Consider the following 15,728-nt stretch of genomic DNA (forward strand, 5'->3'; position numbering starts at 1 on the left):
CGAAACTTAGCTGTCCTCTGGGGCCGCTAGGGATTGGGATAAAGCCCGCACCCTGCGCATAGCGCGGGTGTCGGGTAGTTTACTAGCCTTTTTATTGCTTCATGGAGTGGGGTGACGGCTTAGGTTTTGCGTGGGTATGTTGACCCTGCGCATACAGCGCGGGGCTTCTCGGCGGTTTAGCTAAAATAGGCTAGAGAGCAGCTGCAAGACTCCGCAGGGTTGCAAAGCAACACCCCAATGGGGAGATGCCCATCTTCTCATCACCAGAACAAACTCTACCCTGCATCTTTTGAGCGGGCCAACCCAACTGAAGCTGACAACTTGAGCGCATGAAAGCCGTAGTCATGAGTGTGCCCGGCGGGCCAGAGGTTCTGCAGCTCCGAGAAGTACCTGAGCCCCAAATTCGCGGCGAGCGGGAGCTGCGCATCCGTCTGAGGGCAGCCGGCGTCAACCCCATCGACACCAAACTGCGGCAACGGGGCACCTTCTATCCAGAGGAGATGCCCGCCATTTTGGGGTGTGACGGTGCCGGCGTTGTGGAAGCCGTGGGATCCGGAGTTAGGCACTTTGCGGTGGGAGACGAGGTGTACTTCTGCCACGGGGGTTTGGGCAAGCAGGCGGGGAATTACGCCGAGCTGATCGTGGTGGACGAGCGTTTTGTGGCTCCCAAGCCCAGAACTCTGAGCTTTGCGGAGGCTGCTGCTGCCCCGCTGGTGCTGATCACCGCCTGGGAAGCGCTTTACGACCGGGGGCGTCTCCAGGCCGGCCAAAGTGTGCTCATCCACGGGGGAGCGGGTGGAGTTGGCCATGTGGCCATTCAACTGGCCCGTCTACGGGGATCCAAAGTGGCCACCACCGTGAGCACCCCGGAAAAGGCAGAGTTTGTCCATTCCCTAGGCGCCGGCTTGCCCATCTTCTACCGGCAGACAGACTTTGTGCGCGCCGTTTTGGACTGGACAGGGGGAGAGGGGGTGGATCTTGCCCTAGATACCTTGGGCGGCAAGCTACTGGAGCAGACCTTCCCCGCAGTGCGCGTGTACGGAGATATCGTCACCCTGCTGGCTCCGGCTCCGGAGACGGACTGGCGGGTGGCCCGCGACCGCAACCTGCGGGTGGGATTTGAGCTGATGCTCACCCCGATGCTGAAAAGCCTGACCAACGCCCAACAAAATCAGGCGGAAATCCTCAGGCAATGTGCCCGCCTCATCGACCAAGGCCAACTGCGGATCCAGCTCAGCCACACCTTTCCTCTGGCCGAAGCGGCTGCCGCCCACCGGTTGCTGGAGCAGGGATCCGTTCTGGGCAAAATTGCCTTAACCATCCCCGAGTAGGCATGCTGGAGAAAGCCCGTTGAGGATCTGCCCATGGTTGCTCCTCTCACCCCCCACCTGCTGGAGAACGAGAGCTTCTACGAAAATGCCCTCTGCTGGCTAGGGCGACCCCAGACGGCCTATCGACTGTTGAGCGAAGCAGTTTTTCCTGCCATCTCCTCTTGGGTGCGGGGGGAGGTAGATAGCCACTCTTTTAACCACTGGCAACTGGAGGATGTGCGCACCTTTCTGTATCCGGTGGTGGCTCTGGGGGATCAAGAAACCCTTGTTCTCTCCAGTGAAGCCCTGCTCCTCTGCGGCATCGGCAACTACTACAACCCCTGCGACTTGGCCATTGTGGTGTTCGTGCAGCAGCCCCAAGAGCTGTTCAGCCAACTGATGCAGCGCATCCGCCGGGCCGAAGCCACCATCAGCCGCGGGCCAGATGTGCGCATGCTCTCGGAACAGGTGAACCTGGCCAAGCGCGGACAAGACTACATCAACACCAAATATCTGGTCTGGCCCTACGCTCTTTCCGGTGCTGCTCAAGATACGCTAATTCAGCAGGGGATCAGCCTCATCCGTCTTTCCCCCCAAGAAGCCGCCTTGCCCTTTAAGGAATAGGTGGAGGACAATCTGCTCTGTCGGCGGAAGATAGGGATCCCCGTCCAAGCCCTTTTTCCATCTCTATCGTTTTTCATGGTCGATACCCACCTGCCCCCCTTGATCCAAGCGATGCTGGATCCCGCCTTCTACCCTCATCCGGTACGGGATCCCATTCGGCTTATTCAAACCCACATTTCCTATATTCTGCTGACAGGCGACTATGCCTATAAAGTGAAAAAGCCTTTGGACTTTGGCTTTTTGAACTTCACCACCCTGGAGAGGCGGCGCCACTTTTGCCAAGAAGAGCTGCGCATGAACCAGCGCGGTGCTCCCGGCCTTTATCTGCAAGTGTTGCCCATTGTCCAGACCGATGGCCGATTTCAGTTCAACAGCAGCGGCGAGCCCATAGAATACGCTCTGCAAATGCGGCAATTTCCCCAAGAGCAACTGTTCAGCAACCTGTTTGAGCGGGGAGAGCTAACGCCGTCCTTGATGGAGGAGCTGGGGCGGGTGGTGGCGACGTTTCATGCCCAAACCGAGACCAACGACTACATCCGCAGCTTTGGCCGGCCAGAACGGGTGCGAGAAGCCTTTGACGAGAATTACGCCCAAACCCAGCGCTACGTCGGCGGCCCACAAACAGCTCAGCAATATCGAGAAACCCAAGCCTACACCGATCGCTTTTTTGCCGAGCAGCAGGAGCTGTTTCAACAAAGAATAGAACAAAACCGCATTCGCGAATGCCACGGAGATTTACACCTGGGCAACATCTGTTTTTGGGAAGGGAAGATCCTGCTTTTTGATTGCATCGAGTTTAATGAAGCCTTCCGCTTTGTGGATGTCATGTACGACATATCCTATGGGGTGATGGATTTGGATGCCCGCCATCGCCCCGATCTGGGAAACGCCTATTTGAACACCTACCTGGAAGAAACCGGAGATTGGGAAGGGTTGAAGATCTTGCCTATTTACCTCAATCGGCAGGCCTACGTGCGGGCCAAGGTCACCTCTTTTTTGCTGGAGGATCCCACGGCAACAGAGGAAGCTAAGGCCACGGCCTTCAGTACCGCCGCCCGCTATTACCGTCTTGCCTGGGAATACACCCTCCCCAAGCAGGGGCAATTGTTCCTGATGTCAGGATTGTCGGGATCCGGCAAAAGCACGGTAGCCCGCCACTTGGCCCGTCAGCGGGGGGCCATTCACATTCGCTCCGATGCGGTGCGCAAGCATTTGGCCGGGATCCCTCTGCGGCAACGGGGGGGGCCGGAGGTTTATACCCCGGAGATGACCGATAAAACCTACCGCCGCTTGGTGCAGTTGGGAGTAGAGCTGGCCCAGGAAGGCTACACCGTGATTCTGGACGCCAAGTTTGACCGGCAAGCCCTGCGGGGGATGGCCATTGAGCAGGCCCAACGCCAAGGGATCCCACTGCGCATCCTCCACTGCTACGCCCCTGAACCTGTTTTGCGGGAGCGCCTGCAACGCCGCAGCCCAGCTCCTCAGCCCCTCTTGGCCCCAGCCGGCTGCATCGATGGAGATCAGCAGCACTCTGCCGACATTGCTGATGCCACCGCCGAGATGCTCTCCCAACAGCAGGCCCACTGGCAGGATTTTTCCGATTCGGAACGGCCTTTTTTAAAGGTTTTGGATACCAGCCAAGATTGGCCATCTCAACTTCAGCAGGTCTAGATCTCGACTCAAACTGCACAAAGTCCAGAGAATTAACATCAGCAAGATGGATTTTGCCGTTTCTGGGTTAGAGAATGGCAGCAGCTTTTTTGGGCAGGGATCCCTTTCCAAAGTAGAGGTCAAAATTGGGTCTAAAGCTCTGTCCTATTGGTACGCAGTTCGCCTCGGCGGGCCATAGACCTGAGAGAGACGGTAGGCTGAGGGGCATGTTGACGTGTCTGTGCAGGCCCACCCTTTTCCCATCCCACTCGACCAGAACTGACCACGTGCAGGAGGATCCCACGGTGAGCGATGTAACTCCAGATGACCTACGCCTGATGCTCCTGTTTGAGGGCTTTCCTCCTGAGAGGCTAGAGCCTCTGGCCGGGCAAATGTCGTTGCGCTCCCACCCGGTCAACCAGGCCATCTTGTTACAAAATGACTGGGGTAACGCCGTTTATTTCATCCTGGAAGGGTGGGTCAAGATTCGCACCCATGATCTCGAAGGCCGGGAGATCACCCTCACCATTCTTGGTCCAGGGGAAATCTTCGGGGAAATGGCTGCTTTGGACGAAGCGCCTCGCTCTACCGACGTTGTAGCTCTAACCGCCACCAAAGTCGGTTGTCTGTCGGCCCAACACTTCCTGGCTTTTTTGGCTTCTGATCCTCAGGCCGGCATCCGCCTTGCTCAGCTCATGTCGCGCCGCTTGCGGCAGATCAACCGTCGTCTGCAGTTGCGCGAGGCCAGTAGTACGGCCCGTGTTGCCGATATCCTGCTGTTCTTGGCCGAATCCCGTGGCCGGGTTAGCCGAAGTGGCGTAGAGATCCCCAACTTGCCCCATCGGGAGCTGAGCAGCCTAAGTGGCCTAGCCCGGGAAACGGTCACTCGCGTCCTGTCCAAGCTGGAGCAAGAGGAGCTGATCCGCCGGGATCGCAACCGAGATGTTCTCTGCATCCCCCAGATGGAGGCTTTGGAGAAATTGATTGGCTAAATTGGGGGCGCCACCAGTTGTCAAAACCCCCCTCGACATCGTAAGATAGTAGGTCCAGAGCCGGGATAGCTCAGTTGGTAGAGCAGAGGACTGAAAATCCTCGTGTCACCAGTTCAAGTCTGGTTCCTGGCATCTGGTATGAGTATGCTGAGGCGGGCTTGGGTCAACGACCTAAGCCTTTTTGCTATGTCGGTCTGGGGAGTTCTGCTCTTCTCTCTTCACGTGTATGCACATATAGCCACACAGCTCCGGGACTGAAGAAAATTGTTGTAGGAATCCTCACCTCAAGCATAGGCAAGTTATAATCCCGGCAGCCTCTGTGGAGATTGCTCTCTTATGTCTGTAAAGCTCCTGCCTCAGTGTGAGAACTTGAAAGAGCAGGTTGAAGCTATCCTGCAACTCTGGCATCAGGATTCCACTTTTTCAGGCAAGCAAGATACCACTCGGATTCAAGCTTCCCTCAGCAAAGCTATTTCTCCAACCTTCGAGATTGTCTTTGCCGGTGCTTTCAGTGCTGGCAAGTCTATGCTAATCAATGCCCTCTTAGAAAGAGAGCTTCTCTACAGCGCCGAAGGGCACGCCACAGGGACAGAGTGCTACATCGCCTACGCAGAGCCAAATGCGGAGAGGGTAGTGCTCACTTTTCTTAGCGAGCAGGAAGTGCAAGAACAGATGACCGCCTTCTGCGCTTTCCTAAACTTGGCTCCGTCACTCAGCAGGCTGGAAGACACTGCACTGAATCCCCTGAAGGAGCGTGCTGAGGCTATTATTCAGCAGGAGGGAGGCAAAAGCAAGTCAGAGCGGGCAAAGCAGGCGGATGCCCTCCGCTTGTTGATTACAGGTTTCCAGCAGAACCGGGACAAAATTCACCCTACCGAGAACAAAGTCTTCTCGATGGAGCAGCTCAACTTCGGCAACCTAAGAGAAGCTGCGGGTTTTACCCGGCGCGGCGCCAATAGCGCAGTTTTGCGAAAGGTGGAATACTATTGCCACCACCCCTTGCTGGAAGATGGAAACGTTATTGTCGATACTCCTGGGATCGATGCTCCAGTCAAAGCGGATGCAGAGCGTACTTATCGAAAAATTGCCGATCCGGATACGTCCGCAGTTGTTTGCGTTCTCAAGTGTGCTGCAACGGGTGAGCTGACCAAGGAAGAGACAGAGCTTATTGAGCATATTCAAAGTAATGACAGCATCAGGGATCGGGTCTTCTATGTGTTTAACCGGATTGATGAGACTTGGTACAACGCACAACTAAAGCAGAGACTAGAAAACATTATCGACCAGCAATTTCGTCAGCTCCGCGTATTTAAGACAAGCGGCCTTCTCGGCTTCTATGGTTCCCAGATCAAGGCAACTACCCCCGAGGATCGATTTGGACTGGATACAATCTTTTCAGAAAGCATCAAAGAATTGGGTGGTGAGGAAGAAACGCCCCAGTTTGTCAGCGAGTTTAATAAGTACTGCACGTCGGGTAGGTTGGTTGGATCCCCGTTCCGCCCTTCTGTACATGGGTATGATACACCAATAAATAACTACGTTCGGATTCTGAGGGAGTGGGGAAAGCCTCTGATTGACTACATGATCAAAGATAGCGGCATCGAGGACTTTCGAGCTGGGATCACTCGTTATTTAACGGAAGAAAAGCGGCCACAGCTATTTTCCGCGCTGGCCGATGATTTGCAACCTCTCTGCATCGAGATGAGGAAGTCCTATCTAGATCTCTACCGAGACATTGATAGCCAGCCCAAAGAGATTGACAGCATGATTTCCTATGAGCTGACGCTGATCAATCAGCAGCTAGCCAGTATTGGCCGAGAGTTTGACGAGCATATCCAGACAGTAGTCAATAAAGTTATTAACGGAGAAAACAAAGAATTTGAGAACGATTTCCATAAATTGAAGACTAGGATGGTACGGAGGCTAGATGAGCTTTTGGATACTTTTTCGTTGGACAATGTTTACAGTCAAGCCGTTCGCATTCGTCCCCGCAACTCCACAGCTCCATTCTTAGCTGTATTGGTCGAAGCCTTTTACTATTTGTCCAACCATCTAGAGGACATCCTGGTAGAATCAGCCAGCACGCTTGTAGAGAACTTCTTTCGTCGCCTTGTTGATGAAGTTCGCAGCTCGAGCTACTACAGGCAGTTGTTTCGCCTACTGGGATCCGATGGGGACTTAGAGAAAAAGCTTCTTTTGGTTAAGGAGGTAACTTTGAGTTCTCTTGTCAATGGTGCCCGAAAAGAGTGCGACCGCTACCTCAGAGAAAGTCCCCGCTTCTACGACGAAGGAACATTCTCGATCTACCAGTTTCGAGAAGTCCTAAAGCAAACCAGCCAATCTTATGACATCTCTGCTATTCGCGACGCAGAGCCTGGAATCCGACAATTACTCAAGCTTGACTTTGAGCCGAAAATTAGCCAGACAGTGCGTTCTAGCTTCCGACAAGAGACCAACAATACTCTAAAAACTCAGCTATTGCCGGTTGCCAAGCAAGTAGCCGATGAGATTTTACAAAAGTACCCAGAAGCAAAGCAGTTCATGGAAGCAACTCTCAGAAAAGAGGCTGAAGAGAAAATTGCGCTTAACCAACAGCGGCTGAAAGAACTGGAGGCAAGCATAGACAAGTACAACCAAGCTGTTTCTGGGATCAACCTCTGCCTGCAGGCTTTGGGCCTCAATCGCGAGATGCTGCCCTTGATTACTCGTCCTGAGCCTTCCTCTGTTGGTGAGTCAGTTCAAATTTTGGCAAGTCTTCCTGAACAGCAAGTAGGTGACAGCAATGCAAGCGAAGCAGTCGCTCTTGGTCGTTCTACACCCATAGACGAGAGTTTTCCAGAGTTGGATAGCATTCTCGATGATTTGAGATAGAGCGGCTTGATCCAGATAAAGTCATGGGATCCAAATCGATACCTCTACAGCAGCACCCAGAAGGGATCCTCTCCGTAGGGGAGAAAGCTTTCAAGGTTGCCAACTTGGTCAAAGCAGCCCAAGAGGACTTGACCAAGAAAGAAGAGCTGCATCGCTTGTTCATTGCGGCCTTGAGATCCTCAGGGATCCTGCCGCCGGAAGACTTGCTCAACATTGCCAGTAGCCTTCTTGCTCCCAAGCCAGAAGAAAAATTGTTGCAAGAAGCGAAGTGGTTTGGGCAGGGACTTGCTTGTCAGCTCTTGGTGCCGGGCAAGAAAGATTGGGAAAAAGGCAGAGTCAGATTGCGGATCACTGTAGAGTTTGAGCCAGAGGATACAGTCTCAGAGGGCGGCAGTGGATCCCCTCTGGATGACCTTCGCGAAAGTGAGAGCTAGCCTAAGCCAGAGAGACATAGAGGGGGTTGGGCAAGTGTCAAGTAATGATCAATCTCAGGAGTGCTTTGTTGAGCTAGATATTTTCCAAAATACTGTCATTGATATAGGAGGACGCCTAATCTACTCGCAAGAGTTTGCTCAGGTGTACTCAGAGATTGTTTATGAGAGTATCAGATCCTACTTATCCAGCAAACTTAGCGAAAAGGGAGTCTCGATTCTATGGAGCAACTTGAACGGAATAACTAACGTGAAAGGAATTCCTGCTAAACTCTTACGTCCTGGCTCACCGTGGATTGTTGTCTCTATGTCTTGAGGTCGATAAGATGACAAAAACATCCATTAATCTTAGCCAACTGGGAGACGGAGTTATCACTTTTATCAACAAGAACAATAAGCAGAAAGTCTACATGATTTCCAAGCTTTGCGATTCTATCAATTCTTATTTCCTGAGGTTTGACCAAATGGGAAGCGGACTAAACAGTCACTTGAGTTCGTCTGAGATACAAACAGGTATTCCCTATGAAGATCAGGTTCATTTTTTCCATAAAGGAGTTCCATGCTCGATTCTTTCTCCTAAAACTAACGGTTGGCAGACCGGTAGAGTAAAAGTAAGAGTAGAAGTTACGATTGACTTTTATCCTGACAATCCTGAATTTCTGATAAAAGAACCCGACCAAGAGATATTAGAACCTCTAGATGAAAAGTCTCCACTGGACGATCTTCGCAGTATGGATGAATAACGATGAAAGAAAGAAAATCCGGCGAAAGGATTCTAATTCCAGCAGCCGTGCGGGAGTATGTTTTCCAAAGAGATGGCTTCCGTTGTCGCGGTTGCGGAAAGTCGCCCCCAGAGGTTCAGCTTCAGATCGATCACATCATCCCCATTGCCCAAGGGGGCAGTAACGATATCAGCAATCTGCAAACGTTGTGCAAAACCTGCAACCGACGCAAAAAGGATCGACGGGATCCCCGCTTTCGCCGCCACTTTGACTGGTAAGTTCTTAATCCTTTGCCCATTTTCTCTCTACAAAGCAGGAGAGCTTTCTGCCGCAAAAATAATGCTAGACAATAGGCGGGAAACTCAAAAACGGCATTCGGGTCAGGACTCCCGGCGCTGAGCCGACTTCAACTTCCAGCCCCTCGGCAGGATTGAATTTGGTGCGCACGTATCCCAATCCCAGGTACTCTTGCGAAGTTAGGCCTGCACTGGTCAGCAGCCCAATCTTTTCCCCCTGCCGCAAAATCTCTGTGCCAGGATGAGCTTCTCCTTGGAGGCGGATCCCCCACAAAGTTTGCCGAATGCGCCGGTAGGTTACCTGCTTGGCCAAGACTTCCTGGCCAACGTAGCAACCTTTGTCAAGGGAAACAGCTCGCCACAGGCCGGCTTCTAGGGGGTTGTAGTCTGAGGTCAGCTCTCGGTCGGCGGCGGGGCGACCTGCTTCTAGGCGGAGGACTTCCCACAGCTCAGGTGGGGCCAGCTTGGCTCCGGCTTGGAGCAAGCATTCTTCAAGAGCGACTTTCTGGTCAATGGTGCCCCAGAGGGTAAACCCCGGCTGGGCAAGACCCGTGCCACAAGCCAGATGGACAGGGATCCCCTGGATCTCCACGGCGCAGTGCTCATTGAGCCTGGTCGGAATCTCTTCTGAGCTCACCACTTTCTCCAGGAGAGCCTGACTCTGGGGGCCGAGCAACCCAAAACCAAAGGTCTGGTCCGTCTCATCTTTCAACTCTGCTCCCCGCACCAAAGGCAGCATACGCCCCAAACTCTGCATCAGCAGGCTGCGCCGCTGGGGCGAAGTCCAGATCCAGCAGTCTTCTTCTCCCGCGTACACCGTGGCCAGATCCAGGATGCCAGCGGTGGGGGTCACGAAAACCGTGTCGGCCCCCTGCCCTGGCTTGAGGGCCTTCAGATTTTGGGTGCTTTGGTTGTGCAGATAGTCCAAGCCTGGGGATCCCTTCATGCGCAAGCGGCCCCACCCGGAGCGGTCTAGAAGCAGGGATCCCGTCTGTGCAACGGGTTGGCCCTCTGTGGAAACAGCAGCTAGAAGAGACATCGCTCACCCCAGAGATGGGCTTTGGTTTTCTTCTCTACCCTAGAATAGGCTAGTTCACCCTACCGTCTGTGGCAGACCCCCGGCGTACTGAACTGTGATTGAGGTTGAAGTCCACCAACAGTTGCGGCAGCTTTTGCGGCAGTCTCCCGAAGCCCTGTGGCCCCACCAGTTGACGATGGCTCGCATGGTGGCGCGGGGGTTGCGGCTGGGTCGCAGCACCTTGATCCAGGTGCCCGCTGGGGGTCAGCACCGCCTCAGTTACCTGCTGCCGGCCCTGATGTGGCCCAACCCCACCTTGCTCTGTGCCACAGCTCCTGTGCAGGCGCAAATTTTGGGGGAAGAGATCCCCTGGCTACAGCACACCCTGCAGTTGCATAAGCCCGTCCTGCAAAAAGACCGCTGGCCGGATCCCGATTTCCAGGGGTTGCTGTTGGTGGATCCCCTGGATTGGCTGCAAGCTCGCTTGAGAAAGGGATCCTCGCAAGTGCCGACAGGGATCCCTTTGATCCTGGATGGAGCCGAAGACCTGGAAGATTGGGCCTACCAGGCGCTAACGGTGACCCTGGAAGCCAGCCATTGGCAACAGCTCCGGCAAATCTTCCCTGCCGAGGCGGAGCAGCTCTCCCAGGTTCAGGTCAATTTGTCCCTGCAGCTTTTGCGGCGGCCTCTTTCCCGCTGTCTGCTTCATGCGGATGAACAGGTTCACCTGGATGCTGTGCTGTCTTTGGTGACAGGCTACCCCGGCTGGCTGCCGGATCCCTGGGATCAAATCCGCCGAAGACTTAGCTCTGAGCGGGATCCCGTCTCCAAATGGATTTGGTGGGCCGAAACCGACCGAGAAACCGGTCGCCTCACCCTTCACCACAGCCCGGCGGCTCTGCAGGATTGGTTGGCCCCCATTTGGGCCACACAGCCGGTGGTGATTATTGGGGAAGCGCTGGATCTGGATCGCCAGGCGGAAACCTATCGGCGACGGTTGGGCTTGCCGGATCTGACGCCGCTGCGGTTTGCCTCAGGCGAGGGTTGGCCACGTTCTGGCGGGGCGGAGCTTTCCCTTTACTTGCCGCGCCTCCCCCTGCCCAACAGCCCTCTATTTCAGGATCACCTGCTGCAAGAGCTGAAAAACTTGATCCCTCAGGCGCAGGGCTTCGTGGTGGTGTTGGTGTCAGATCAACCTCTGCAGGCACAGGTGGGGGCGGCTTTGGCTGCCGAATTCGGCTCGCGGGTGCGGGTAAACAGCCCTTTTCCGGGCGAAAAGGGCATTTTGGTCTGCGACTGGCCCTACTGGCTACACCACAAGGCCGGCTTGCCTCGCCCGGAACTGATGGTGATCACCACTTTGCCCTTCCCTTCTGTGGAAGACCCAAGGGTGGCCGGACGGGTGCAATATCTGCAACGCACCCAGCAGGACTGGTTCCGTCAGTACCTTTTGCCGGTGGCCGCTGCCCAGTTGCAACGGGCTGTTGCGCCTCTGCGGCAAAGCTCTGATTCGGGAGAAGATTCCAGCTCATCCACCCGATGGGTGGCCATTTTGGATAGCCGCATCATTGCCCGCAGCTACGGCGTCTCTCTTCTCAATGCCTTGGGGCCAACTTTGCGGGTCGAGCAGCGCAGCCAACTGTTTGTTTAGGGATCCCTGGGCCTCTTGCTCGAGTTGATGGGATGTATGGTCATTTTAAACAGGAATGAAACATTTCTGTCCAGCTCCTCTCTCCCTCTGGGAGAAGGTCTGGGGGTGGCCGCGGAAGCAGCGCGGAACGCCTGGGGAGTGTCTCAATCTAGTTTGGAATGACTATATTGAGGATTTTTTGGCTTGAGCGACTGAGAGAAGGCTTGCTCAGCATAGAGGGGAGATTTGTATCCTAGAGAGCCAAAGTCAACTGGGATCCAAGCTATTCTGAGGGTGAATCACTCCTACTCACCTTCTTCTCATGATCAGTCCTGCTCTCAGCTCCGATACAGCACTGCGCACGCAAGCAGTTTGGAAGCCATTGCGGCAGGCCATTGTGGAAAGCTCGGGTTTTCGGGGATGGCTCCAGGGCCGGGAGTTGCCCACTCAGGAAGCAGAGCTGGATCAACTGGTGCATAGCTACCTCGAGCAAACCTTGTCTCACCTGGCCTATTAGGATCCCCAGAGTCCCAGCCAGAGGGGCAAGGTCAGCAAGGCGGCCAAGTACCCCACGGCCAAGGCAGTTACGGTAATTTCCCGATCCAAGTCGTATTCTTCCGTGAGCACCAGGGTGGCGATGGCGGGGGGCATACCGCTCTGCAGGACCAGCACCAGCTTGGCCAGAGGCGGGTAGGGGGTGAAGGCAAGGCCGATTCCCACCAAGAGCGGCACAATCACAATTTTGATCAAGAGGGCCACTCCGGCGGCAAGAAAGGATCCCCAGCGCTTCACCTGGGCCAATCGCATCCCCAGGATCATCAAACTGAGCGGGATCATGCTCCAGGCAAAAGCCGCCAACCCTTGAGAGAGCCAACCCGGCAGGGGTTCGCGGGTCAGCAGTAGGCCCATAGCAAAAGACCAGAGGGCAGGGGTGCGCAAAATGTGGAGGCCCACCTGCCAAGGTTGGGCATGGGAACTGCCGTGGCGGCTGGCCACCCACACGCCAAACCCGTAGGCCATGAACAGAGTGCCCAGCAGATCATAGAACAGGGCCCAGCCAAAGTAAGCCCTTCCGGCCACAGCCAGACAGATGGGATAGCCCAAATACCCGGTGTTCCCCAGGGTGGCGGTTAGGTGAAAGCTGCCCTGCTGGGCACTGCTCCAACAGTTGTGGCGCTGCCACCACAGCCAAGCGCTGGTCAAGGCAAACCCCAGCCCCACCGACAGCCAGCAGATCAGGGGAGCAACCCAGATTTGACCCGACAGATCCACTCCCTGCATAAACCCAACAATGCTGAGGGGCACTCCCACCCAAAACATGAATCGCCCCAAGGCGTGGGGATCCAGCCAACGATTCCAGCCGCCGGGCAGCCCCTTCTGGAGAGCAAACCCCAGCAGCGTCCAGCCCAGCAAGGGAGGATAAACCTGAAAAAGGGTGTTGAGCACGCTCAAGAGGGAGAGGGAAGGGATCCCTAGGCAGGGATCCGCCGGGGTTCTTCACGTAGAGCGAAGATGCGTTGAATCACCTCTTCAACAACGCGGTCTGGGGTAGAGGCACCGGAGGTAATGCCGATTTGCACCGGCCCATCGGGTAGCCACCCTTCGGTAACCGTCGGGTCTTGGTGAAGGGGCTTGTGGCGGATGCGGTTGTTGGGTTGGATGCAGTCGGGGCCATCGATGTGGAAGGAAGGCAAGCCCTTGGCCAGGGCAATTTCCTGCAGGTGGGTGGTATTCGAGGAATTAAACCCCCCGATCACCACCACCACATCCAAAGGCTGCTCCAGCAGCTCGAACATGGCGTCCTGCCGCTCTTGGGTGGCATTGCAGATGGTGTTGAAGCTCATGAAGTGATTGTCCAATTCCTGGGGGCCATATTTGCGCAGCATGGTGGTCTCAAAGAGCTTGGCAATGGCGCGGGTCTCCCCTTCCAGCATCGTGGTTTGGTTGGCGATGCCGATCCGCTCTAGATCGCGATCCGGATCAAAACCGGGGGAAGTGGCCTTGCCGAAGCGCCGCCGAAATTCTGCCGCATCTCCGCCCTGCAAAATGTAGCGGGCGACCCATTCCGCTTCTTCCAGGTTCAGCACCACCAGGTACTTTTCGGCAAAGGAGCTGGTGGCTACGGTTTCCTCGTGGTTGTACTTGCCGTGGATGACAGAGGTGAATTGAGCCGCGCGGTGCTTGTCCACTTGGTTCCACACGCGGGAAACCCAGGGGCAGGTGGTATCGACAATCTCATTGCCCTGCGACCGAAAAAACGCCATTTCCGATGCACTTGCCCCAAAAGCAGGCCAAATCACCACATCTTGGGGCCGGATCTGAGAGAAGTCCTTCTTGCCGTCTGGGCCTTTCTCCACAAAGCGGATCCCCATCTCCTTCAGGTGCTGGTTTACCAAAGGGTTGTGGATGATCTCGTTGGTGATCCACAGTTGCCGATCCGGAAAGCGTCGCCGCGCTTCATAGGCATATTCCACCGCCCGTTCCACACCCCAGCAAAAGCCAAAGGCTTTGGCCAGGTGAATGGTGATGTCACCCCGCTGATAGCGGTAGGACTGGGCACGGATTTGCTCCACAAGGGGGCTTTTGTAGGTGGTTTGCAGCTCCAGTTGAGCCTGATCCTTGTGTTCTTCAAATCCCTTGGCAAAGTAGGTGCTGGATCCGCGCAGGGCTTTGCGCAGGGCCCGTGGGTCTTGGGGAGAGCTATCCGGGGAAGTAGGTTGGAAATAAGCCATGGTTACGGTTGGAGATACGCACTGCTCAAGCAGACGGCGAAGGGATCCTTTCTCAGCTTACGCCCAGTCTCGCATCGGTGGGCCATTCCAGCATGCTTTCCCTAGGGCCAGCGACAAGATTGTCAAGTCAACTATAGAATTGCAGGGGATCGAAGCTGTTGAGCCAAAGCCAGAAAGCAGAGGGATCCCTTTGGGAATTGGCCGTTATTGGGGCGGTTGATCCTGCATTTCCAGTTGGCGCACCCGCTCTTGTAATTGGCGGGCGGTGGCAGAAAAGCTGCGCCCAGGCCAGAGGAGAGAGCCCAGCCCCACCGTCAACAGGCCCAGGCCGACGGCCACGGCGATGAGGAATCCCAAGGGCAGCTCCACCGAGCGCCACATTAAGAAATGTACGGTCAGGGTGGTGGGGTTTTGCCCGGCCAGGACTGCCACTCCCAAAGCCAGCAGCAGTGTCAAGACCAAGTTGAACAGCAGCAACATCAGGGATCCCGTCGCAACAGTTCCATTCTGCCTTGTCTGCTGGGGGGGTGGCTCAAGCCCGCACACTCCCGTCGGGTAGGGTGGCTCCGCTGAGGTCAGCGCCGGTCAGCACTGCTCCGCCGATTTTTGCCCCGCTTAGATCGGATCCCTGCAGTTGTGCACGGGTTAGCTTGGCTTCCCAAAGGTAGGCACCGTGCAAGTTGGCTTCCCGCAAGTCGGCAAAGCTGAGATCCGCGCCGATCAAGTTGGCTTCCCAAAGATTGGCCCCGCGGAGGTTGGCCCCCATCAAGTTGGCCGAGCTGAGATCGGCGCCGCGCAAATCGGCTTCCTGCAGGTTAATGCCACTCAGCTTGCCAAAGGAGAGGTTGGCCCCTCTCAGATTCACCCCTTGCAAGTTGGAGCGCACCAAGTCCACCCCCACCAGGTTGGATTCTTGAAAGTTGCGCTCGCCAGAGGCATATTCTGTCAGCAGCTCGTCAGCAGTTGTCACTCGGGGCATGGCCGGATACTGCCATCCGTGCGTTAAGCTTAACAATTTCTGGCTGCTCAACGGGGTACTGATGACCGCTCCGAAAGACCTACGAAACGCTAACAAACACTTCCAGAGTGTTCAGTGCCTGTCGCGTCTCTGCTTTCTTCCTGCTTCCACGACTCGTGACTGGTAGTAAGCTTCAGGCTTACCACCCCGCCAGAGGAATCTCCACAGGCGTCTCTTTCCCCAGAGCTTGGGGTAGTTGAGCGCTTTAAGTAGCACTCAAAATACCACCGCACCAGGTTCAGCGCTGCATTGCGGTCGCGGTCTATCCCCAGACCACAACACGGGCAGCGAAATACCCGCTCGCTGAGTGGCATCTTCTGTTTGTGGCCACACCGTGAACACAGTTGGCTGGACGGATAAAACTTATCCGCCACCACCACCTGACAGCCGTAGAGCCGGGCCTTGTACTCTAGCTGTCGCCGTTCGCGATAGCG

16 protein-coding genes and 1 tRNA gene are annotated in these 15,728 nt (G+C 55.5%); 11 read left to right on the top strand and 6 right to left on the bottom strand.

The genetic code is table 11. The features are described from left to right. The first annotated feature begins 329 nt into the window (after positions 1–329). The 9 genes from NW840_RS10580 to NW840_RS10620 all read left to right on the top strand — a co-directional run bounded on the left by NW840_RS10580 (position 330) and on the right by NW840_RS10620 (position 8,878). The gene (locus NW840_RS10580) at positions 330–1,331 is read left to right on the top strand and encodes a zinc-dependent alcohol dehydrogenase family protein (protein WP_414344163.1); all 1,002 of its coding nucleotides are present in this window, start codon (positions 330–332) and stop codon (positions 1,329–1,331) included. Between the two features lie 33 nt (positions 1,332–1,364). After that, positions 1,365–1,934: a hypothetical protein gene (locus NW840_RS10585; RefSeq protein ID WP_414332236.1), complete on the top strand. Its 570-nt coding sequence runs from the start codon at positions 1,365–1,367 to the stop codon at positions 1,932–1,934. A 75-nt stretch (positions 1,935–2,009) separates the two neighbouring features. Then, complete coding sequence (locus NW840_RS10590) at positions 2,010–3,605, top strand: AAA family ATPase (RefSeq protein ID WP_414344177.1); 1,596 nt, start codon at positions 2,010–2,012, stop codon at positions 3,603–3,605. 317 nt (positions 3,606–3,922) lie between these two features. Beyond that, positions 3,923–4,576 (top strand): Crp/Fnr family transcriptional regulator, encoded by a 654-nt coding sequence (locus tag NW840_RS10595; RefSeq protein ID WP_414332238.1) that lies wholly within the window; start codon positions 3,923–3,925, stop codon positions 4,574–4,576. 59 nt (positions 4,577–4,635) lie between these two features. Next, positions 4,636–4,708 (top strand) — tRNA-Phe (locus tag NW840_RS10600). A 237-nt stretch (positions 4,709–4,945) separates the two neighbouring features. After that, entirely contained in the window at positions 4,946–7,447 is a 2,502-nt protein-coding gene (locus NW840_RS10605; RefSeq protein WP_414344165.1) for a dynamin family protein, read from the top strand. A gap of 23 nt (positions 7,448–7,470) precedes the next feature. Next, positions 7,471–7,881 carry a KGK domain-containing protein gene (locus NW840_RS10610; protein WP_414344167.1) on the top strand — a complete coding sequence of 137 codons (411 nt, stop codon included), beginning with the start codon at positions 7,471–7,473 and terminating at the stop codon, positions 7,879–7,881. A gap of 323 nt (positions 7,882–8,204) precedes the next feature. Next, entirely contained in the window at positions 8,205–8,621 is a 417-nt protein-coding gene (locus NW840_RS10615) for a KGK domain-containing protein (protein WP_414344169.1), read from the top strand. A 2-nt stretch (positions 8,622–8,623) separates the two neighbouring features. After that, positions 8,624–8,878, top strand: a complete 255-nt coding sequence (locus NW840_RS10620; protein WP_011430012.1) for an HNH endonuclease — start codon at positions 8,624–8,626, stop codon at positions 8,876–8,878. Positions 8,879–8,942: 64 nt separating this feature from the next. On the opposite strand, the gene NW840_RS10625 is transcribed toward NW840_RS10620, so the two are convergent. Then, complete coding sequence (locus NW840_RS10625; RefSeq protein WP_414344170.1) at positions 8,943–9,935, bottom strand: YgfZ/GcvT domain-containing protein; 993 nt, start codon at positions 9,933–9,935, stop codon at positions 8,943–8,945. A gap of 94 nt (positions 9,936–10,029) precedes the next feature. Here NW840_RS10625 and NW840_RS10630 point away from each other — a divergent pair, with 94 nt between their 5' ends. Together NW840_RS10630 and NW840_RS10635 are read left to right on the top strand one after the other, a co-directional pair. Beyond that, positions 10,030–11,565 (top strand): helicase C-terminal domain-containing protein, encoded by a 1,536-nt coding sequence (locus NW840_RS10630; RefSeq protein ID WP_414344172.1) that lies wholly within the window; start codon positions 10,030–10,032, stop codon positions 11,563–11,565. Positions 11,566–11,866: 301 nt separating this feature from the next. Further along, a complete protein-coding gene (locus NW840_RS10635; protein ID WP_011434196.1) occupies positions 11,867–12,061 on the top strand; it encodes a hypothetical protein in 195 nt (64 codons plus the stop codon). On the opposite strand, the gene NW840_RS10640 is transcribed toward NW840_RS10635, so the two are convergent. From NW840_RS10640 to NW840_RS10660, 5 genes are all read right to left on the bottom strand, one after another. Continuing rightward, positions 12,058–12,990 (bottom strand): AEC family transporter, encoded by a 933-nt coding sequence (locus NW840_RS10640; protein ID WP_414328971.1) that lies wholly within the window; start codon positions 12,988–12,990, stop codon positions 12,058–12,060. The genes NW840_RS10635 and NW840_RS10640 overlap by 4 nt on opposite strands. A 26-nt stretch (positions 12,991–13,016) precedes the next feature. Next, positions 13,017–14,276, bottom strand: a complete 1,260-nt coding sequence (locus NW840_RS10645) for a 4-hydroxy-3-methylbut-2-enyl diphosphate reductase (protein ID WP_414344173.1) — start codon at positions 14,274–14,276, stop codon at positions 13,017–13,019. Positions 14,277–14,480: 204 nt separating this feature from the next. Continuing rightward, entirely contained in the window at positions 14,481–14,756 is a 276-nt protein-coding gene (locus NW840_RS10650; RefSeq protein WP_414328974.1) for a lipopolysaccharide assembly protein LapA domain-containing protein, read from the bottom strand. A 52-nt stretch (positions 14,757–14,808) separates the two neighbouring features. Then, positions 14,809–15,255 carry a pentapeptide repeat-containing protein gene (locus tag NW840_RS10655; RefSeq protein WP_414328976.1) on the bottom strand — a complete coding sequence of 149 codons (447 nt, stop codon included), beginning with the start codon at positions 15,253–15,255 and terminating at the stop codon, positions 14,809–14,811. Positions 15,256–15,344: 89 nt separating this feature from the next. Further along, positions 15,345–15,728: zinc ribbon domain-containing protein (locus NW840_RS10660; protein ID WP_414344175.1), on the bottom strand; the 384-nt coding region annotated here is incomplete at its 5' end.

The sequence above is a fragment of the Synechococcus sp. R5-13 genome, assembly GCF_047462015.1.
Classification (GTDB): domain Bacteria; phylum Cyanobacteriota; class Cyanobacteriia; order Thermostichales; family Thermostichaceae; genus Thermostichus.

Coding starts and splice junctions, on each gene's coding strand:
- NW840_RS10580 (WP_414344163.1), top strand. CDS start 330: ATGAAAGCCGTAGTCATGAGTGTGCCCGGCGGGCCAGAGGTTCTGCAG.
- NW840_RS10625 (WP_414344170.1), bottom strand. CDS start 9,935: ATGTCTCTTCTAGCTGCTGTTTCCACAGAGGGCCAACCCGTTGCACAG.
- NW840_RS10635 (WP_011434196.1), top strand. CDS start 11,867: ATGATCAGTCCTGCTCTCAGCTCCGATACAGCACTGCGCACGCAAGCA.
- NW840_RS10595 (WP_414332238.1), top strand. CDS start 3,923: ATGCTCCTGTTTGAGGGCTTTCCTCCTGAGAGGCTAGAGCCTCTGGCC.
- NW840_RS10585 (WP_414332236.1), top strand. CDS start 1,365: ATGGTTGCTCCTCTCACCCCCCACCTGCTGGAGAACGAGAGCTTCTAC.
- NW840_RS10610 (WP_414344167.1), top strand. CDS start 7,471: ATGGGATCCAAATCGATACCTCTACAGCAGCACCCAGAAGGGATCCTC.
- NW840_RS10615 (WP_414344169.1), top strand. CDS start 8,205: ATGACAAAAACATCCATTAATCTTAGCCAACTGGGAGACGGAGTTATC.
- NW840_RS10620 (WP_011430012.1), top strand. CDS start 8,624: ATGAAAGAAAGAAAATCCGGCGAAAGGATTCTAATTCCAGCAGCCGTG.
- NW840_RS10645 (WP_414344173.1), bottom strand. CDS start 14,276: ATGGCTTATTTCCAACCTACTTCCCCGGATAGCTCTCCCCAAGACCCA.
- NW840_RS10590 (WP_414344177.1), top strand. CDS start 2,010: ATGGTCGATACCCACCTGCCCCCCTTGATCCAAGCGATGCTGGATCCC.
- NW840_RS10650 (WP_414328974.1), bottom strand. CDS start 14,756: ATGTTGCTGCTGTTCAACTTGGTCTTGACACTGCTGCTGGCTTTGGGA.
- NW840_RS10655 (WP_414328976.1), bottom strand. CDS start 15,255: ATGCCCCGAGTGACAACTGCTGACGAGCTGCTGACAGAATATGCCTCT.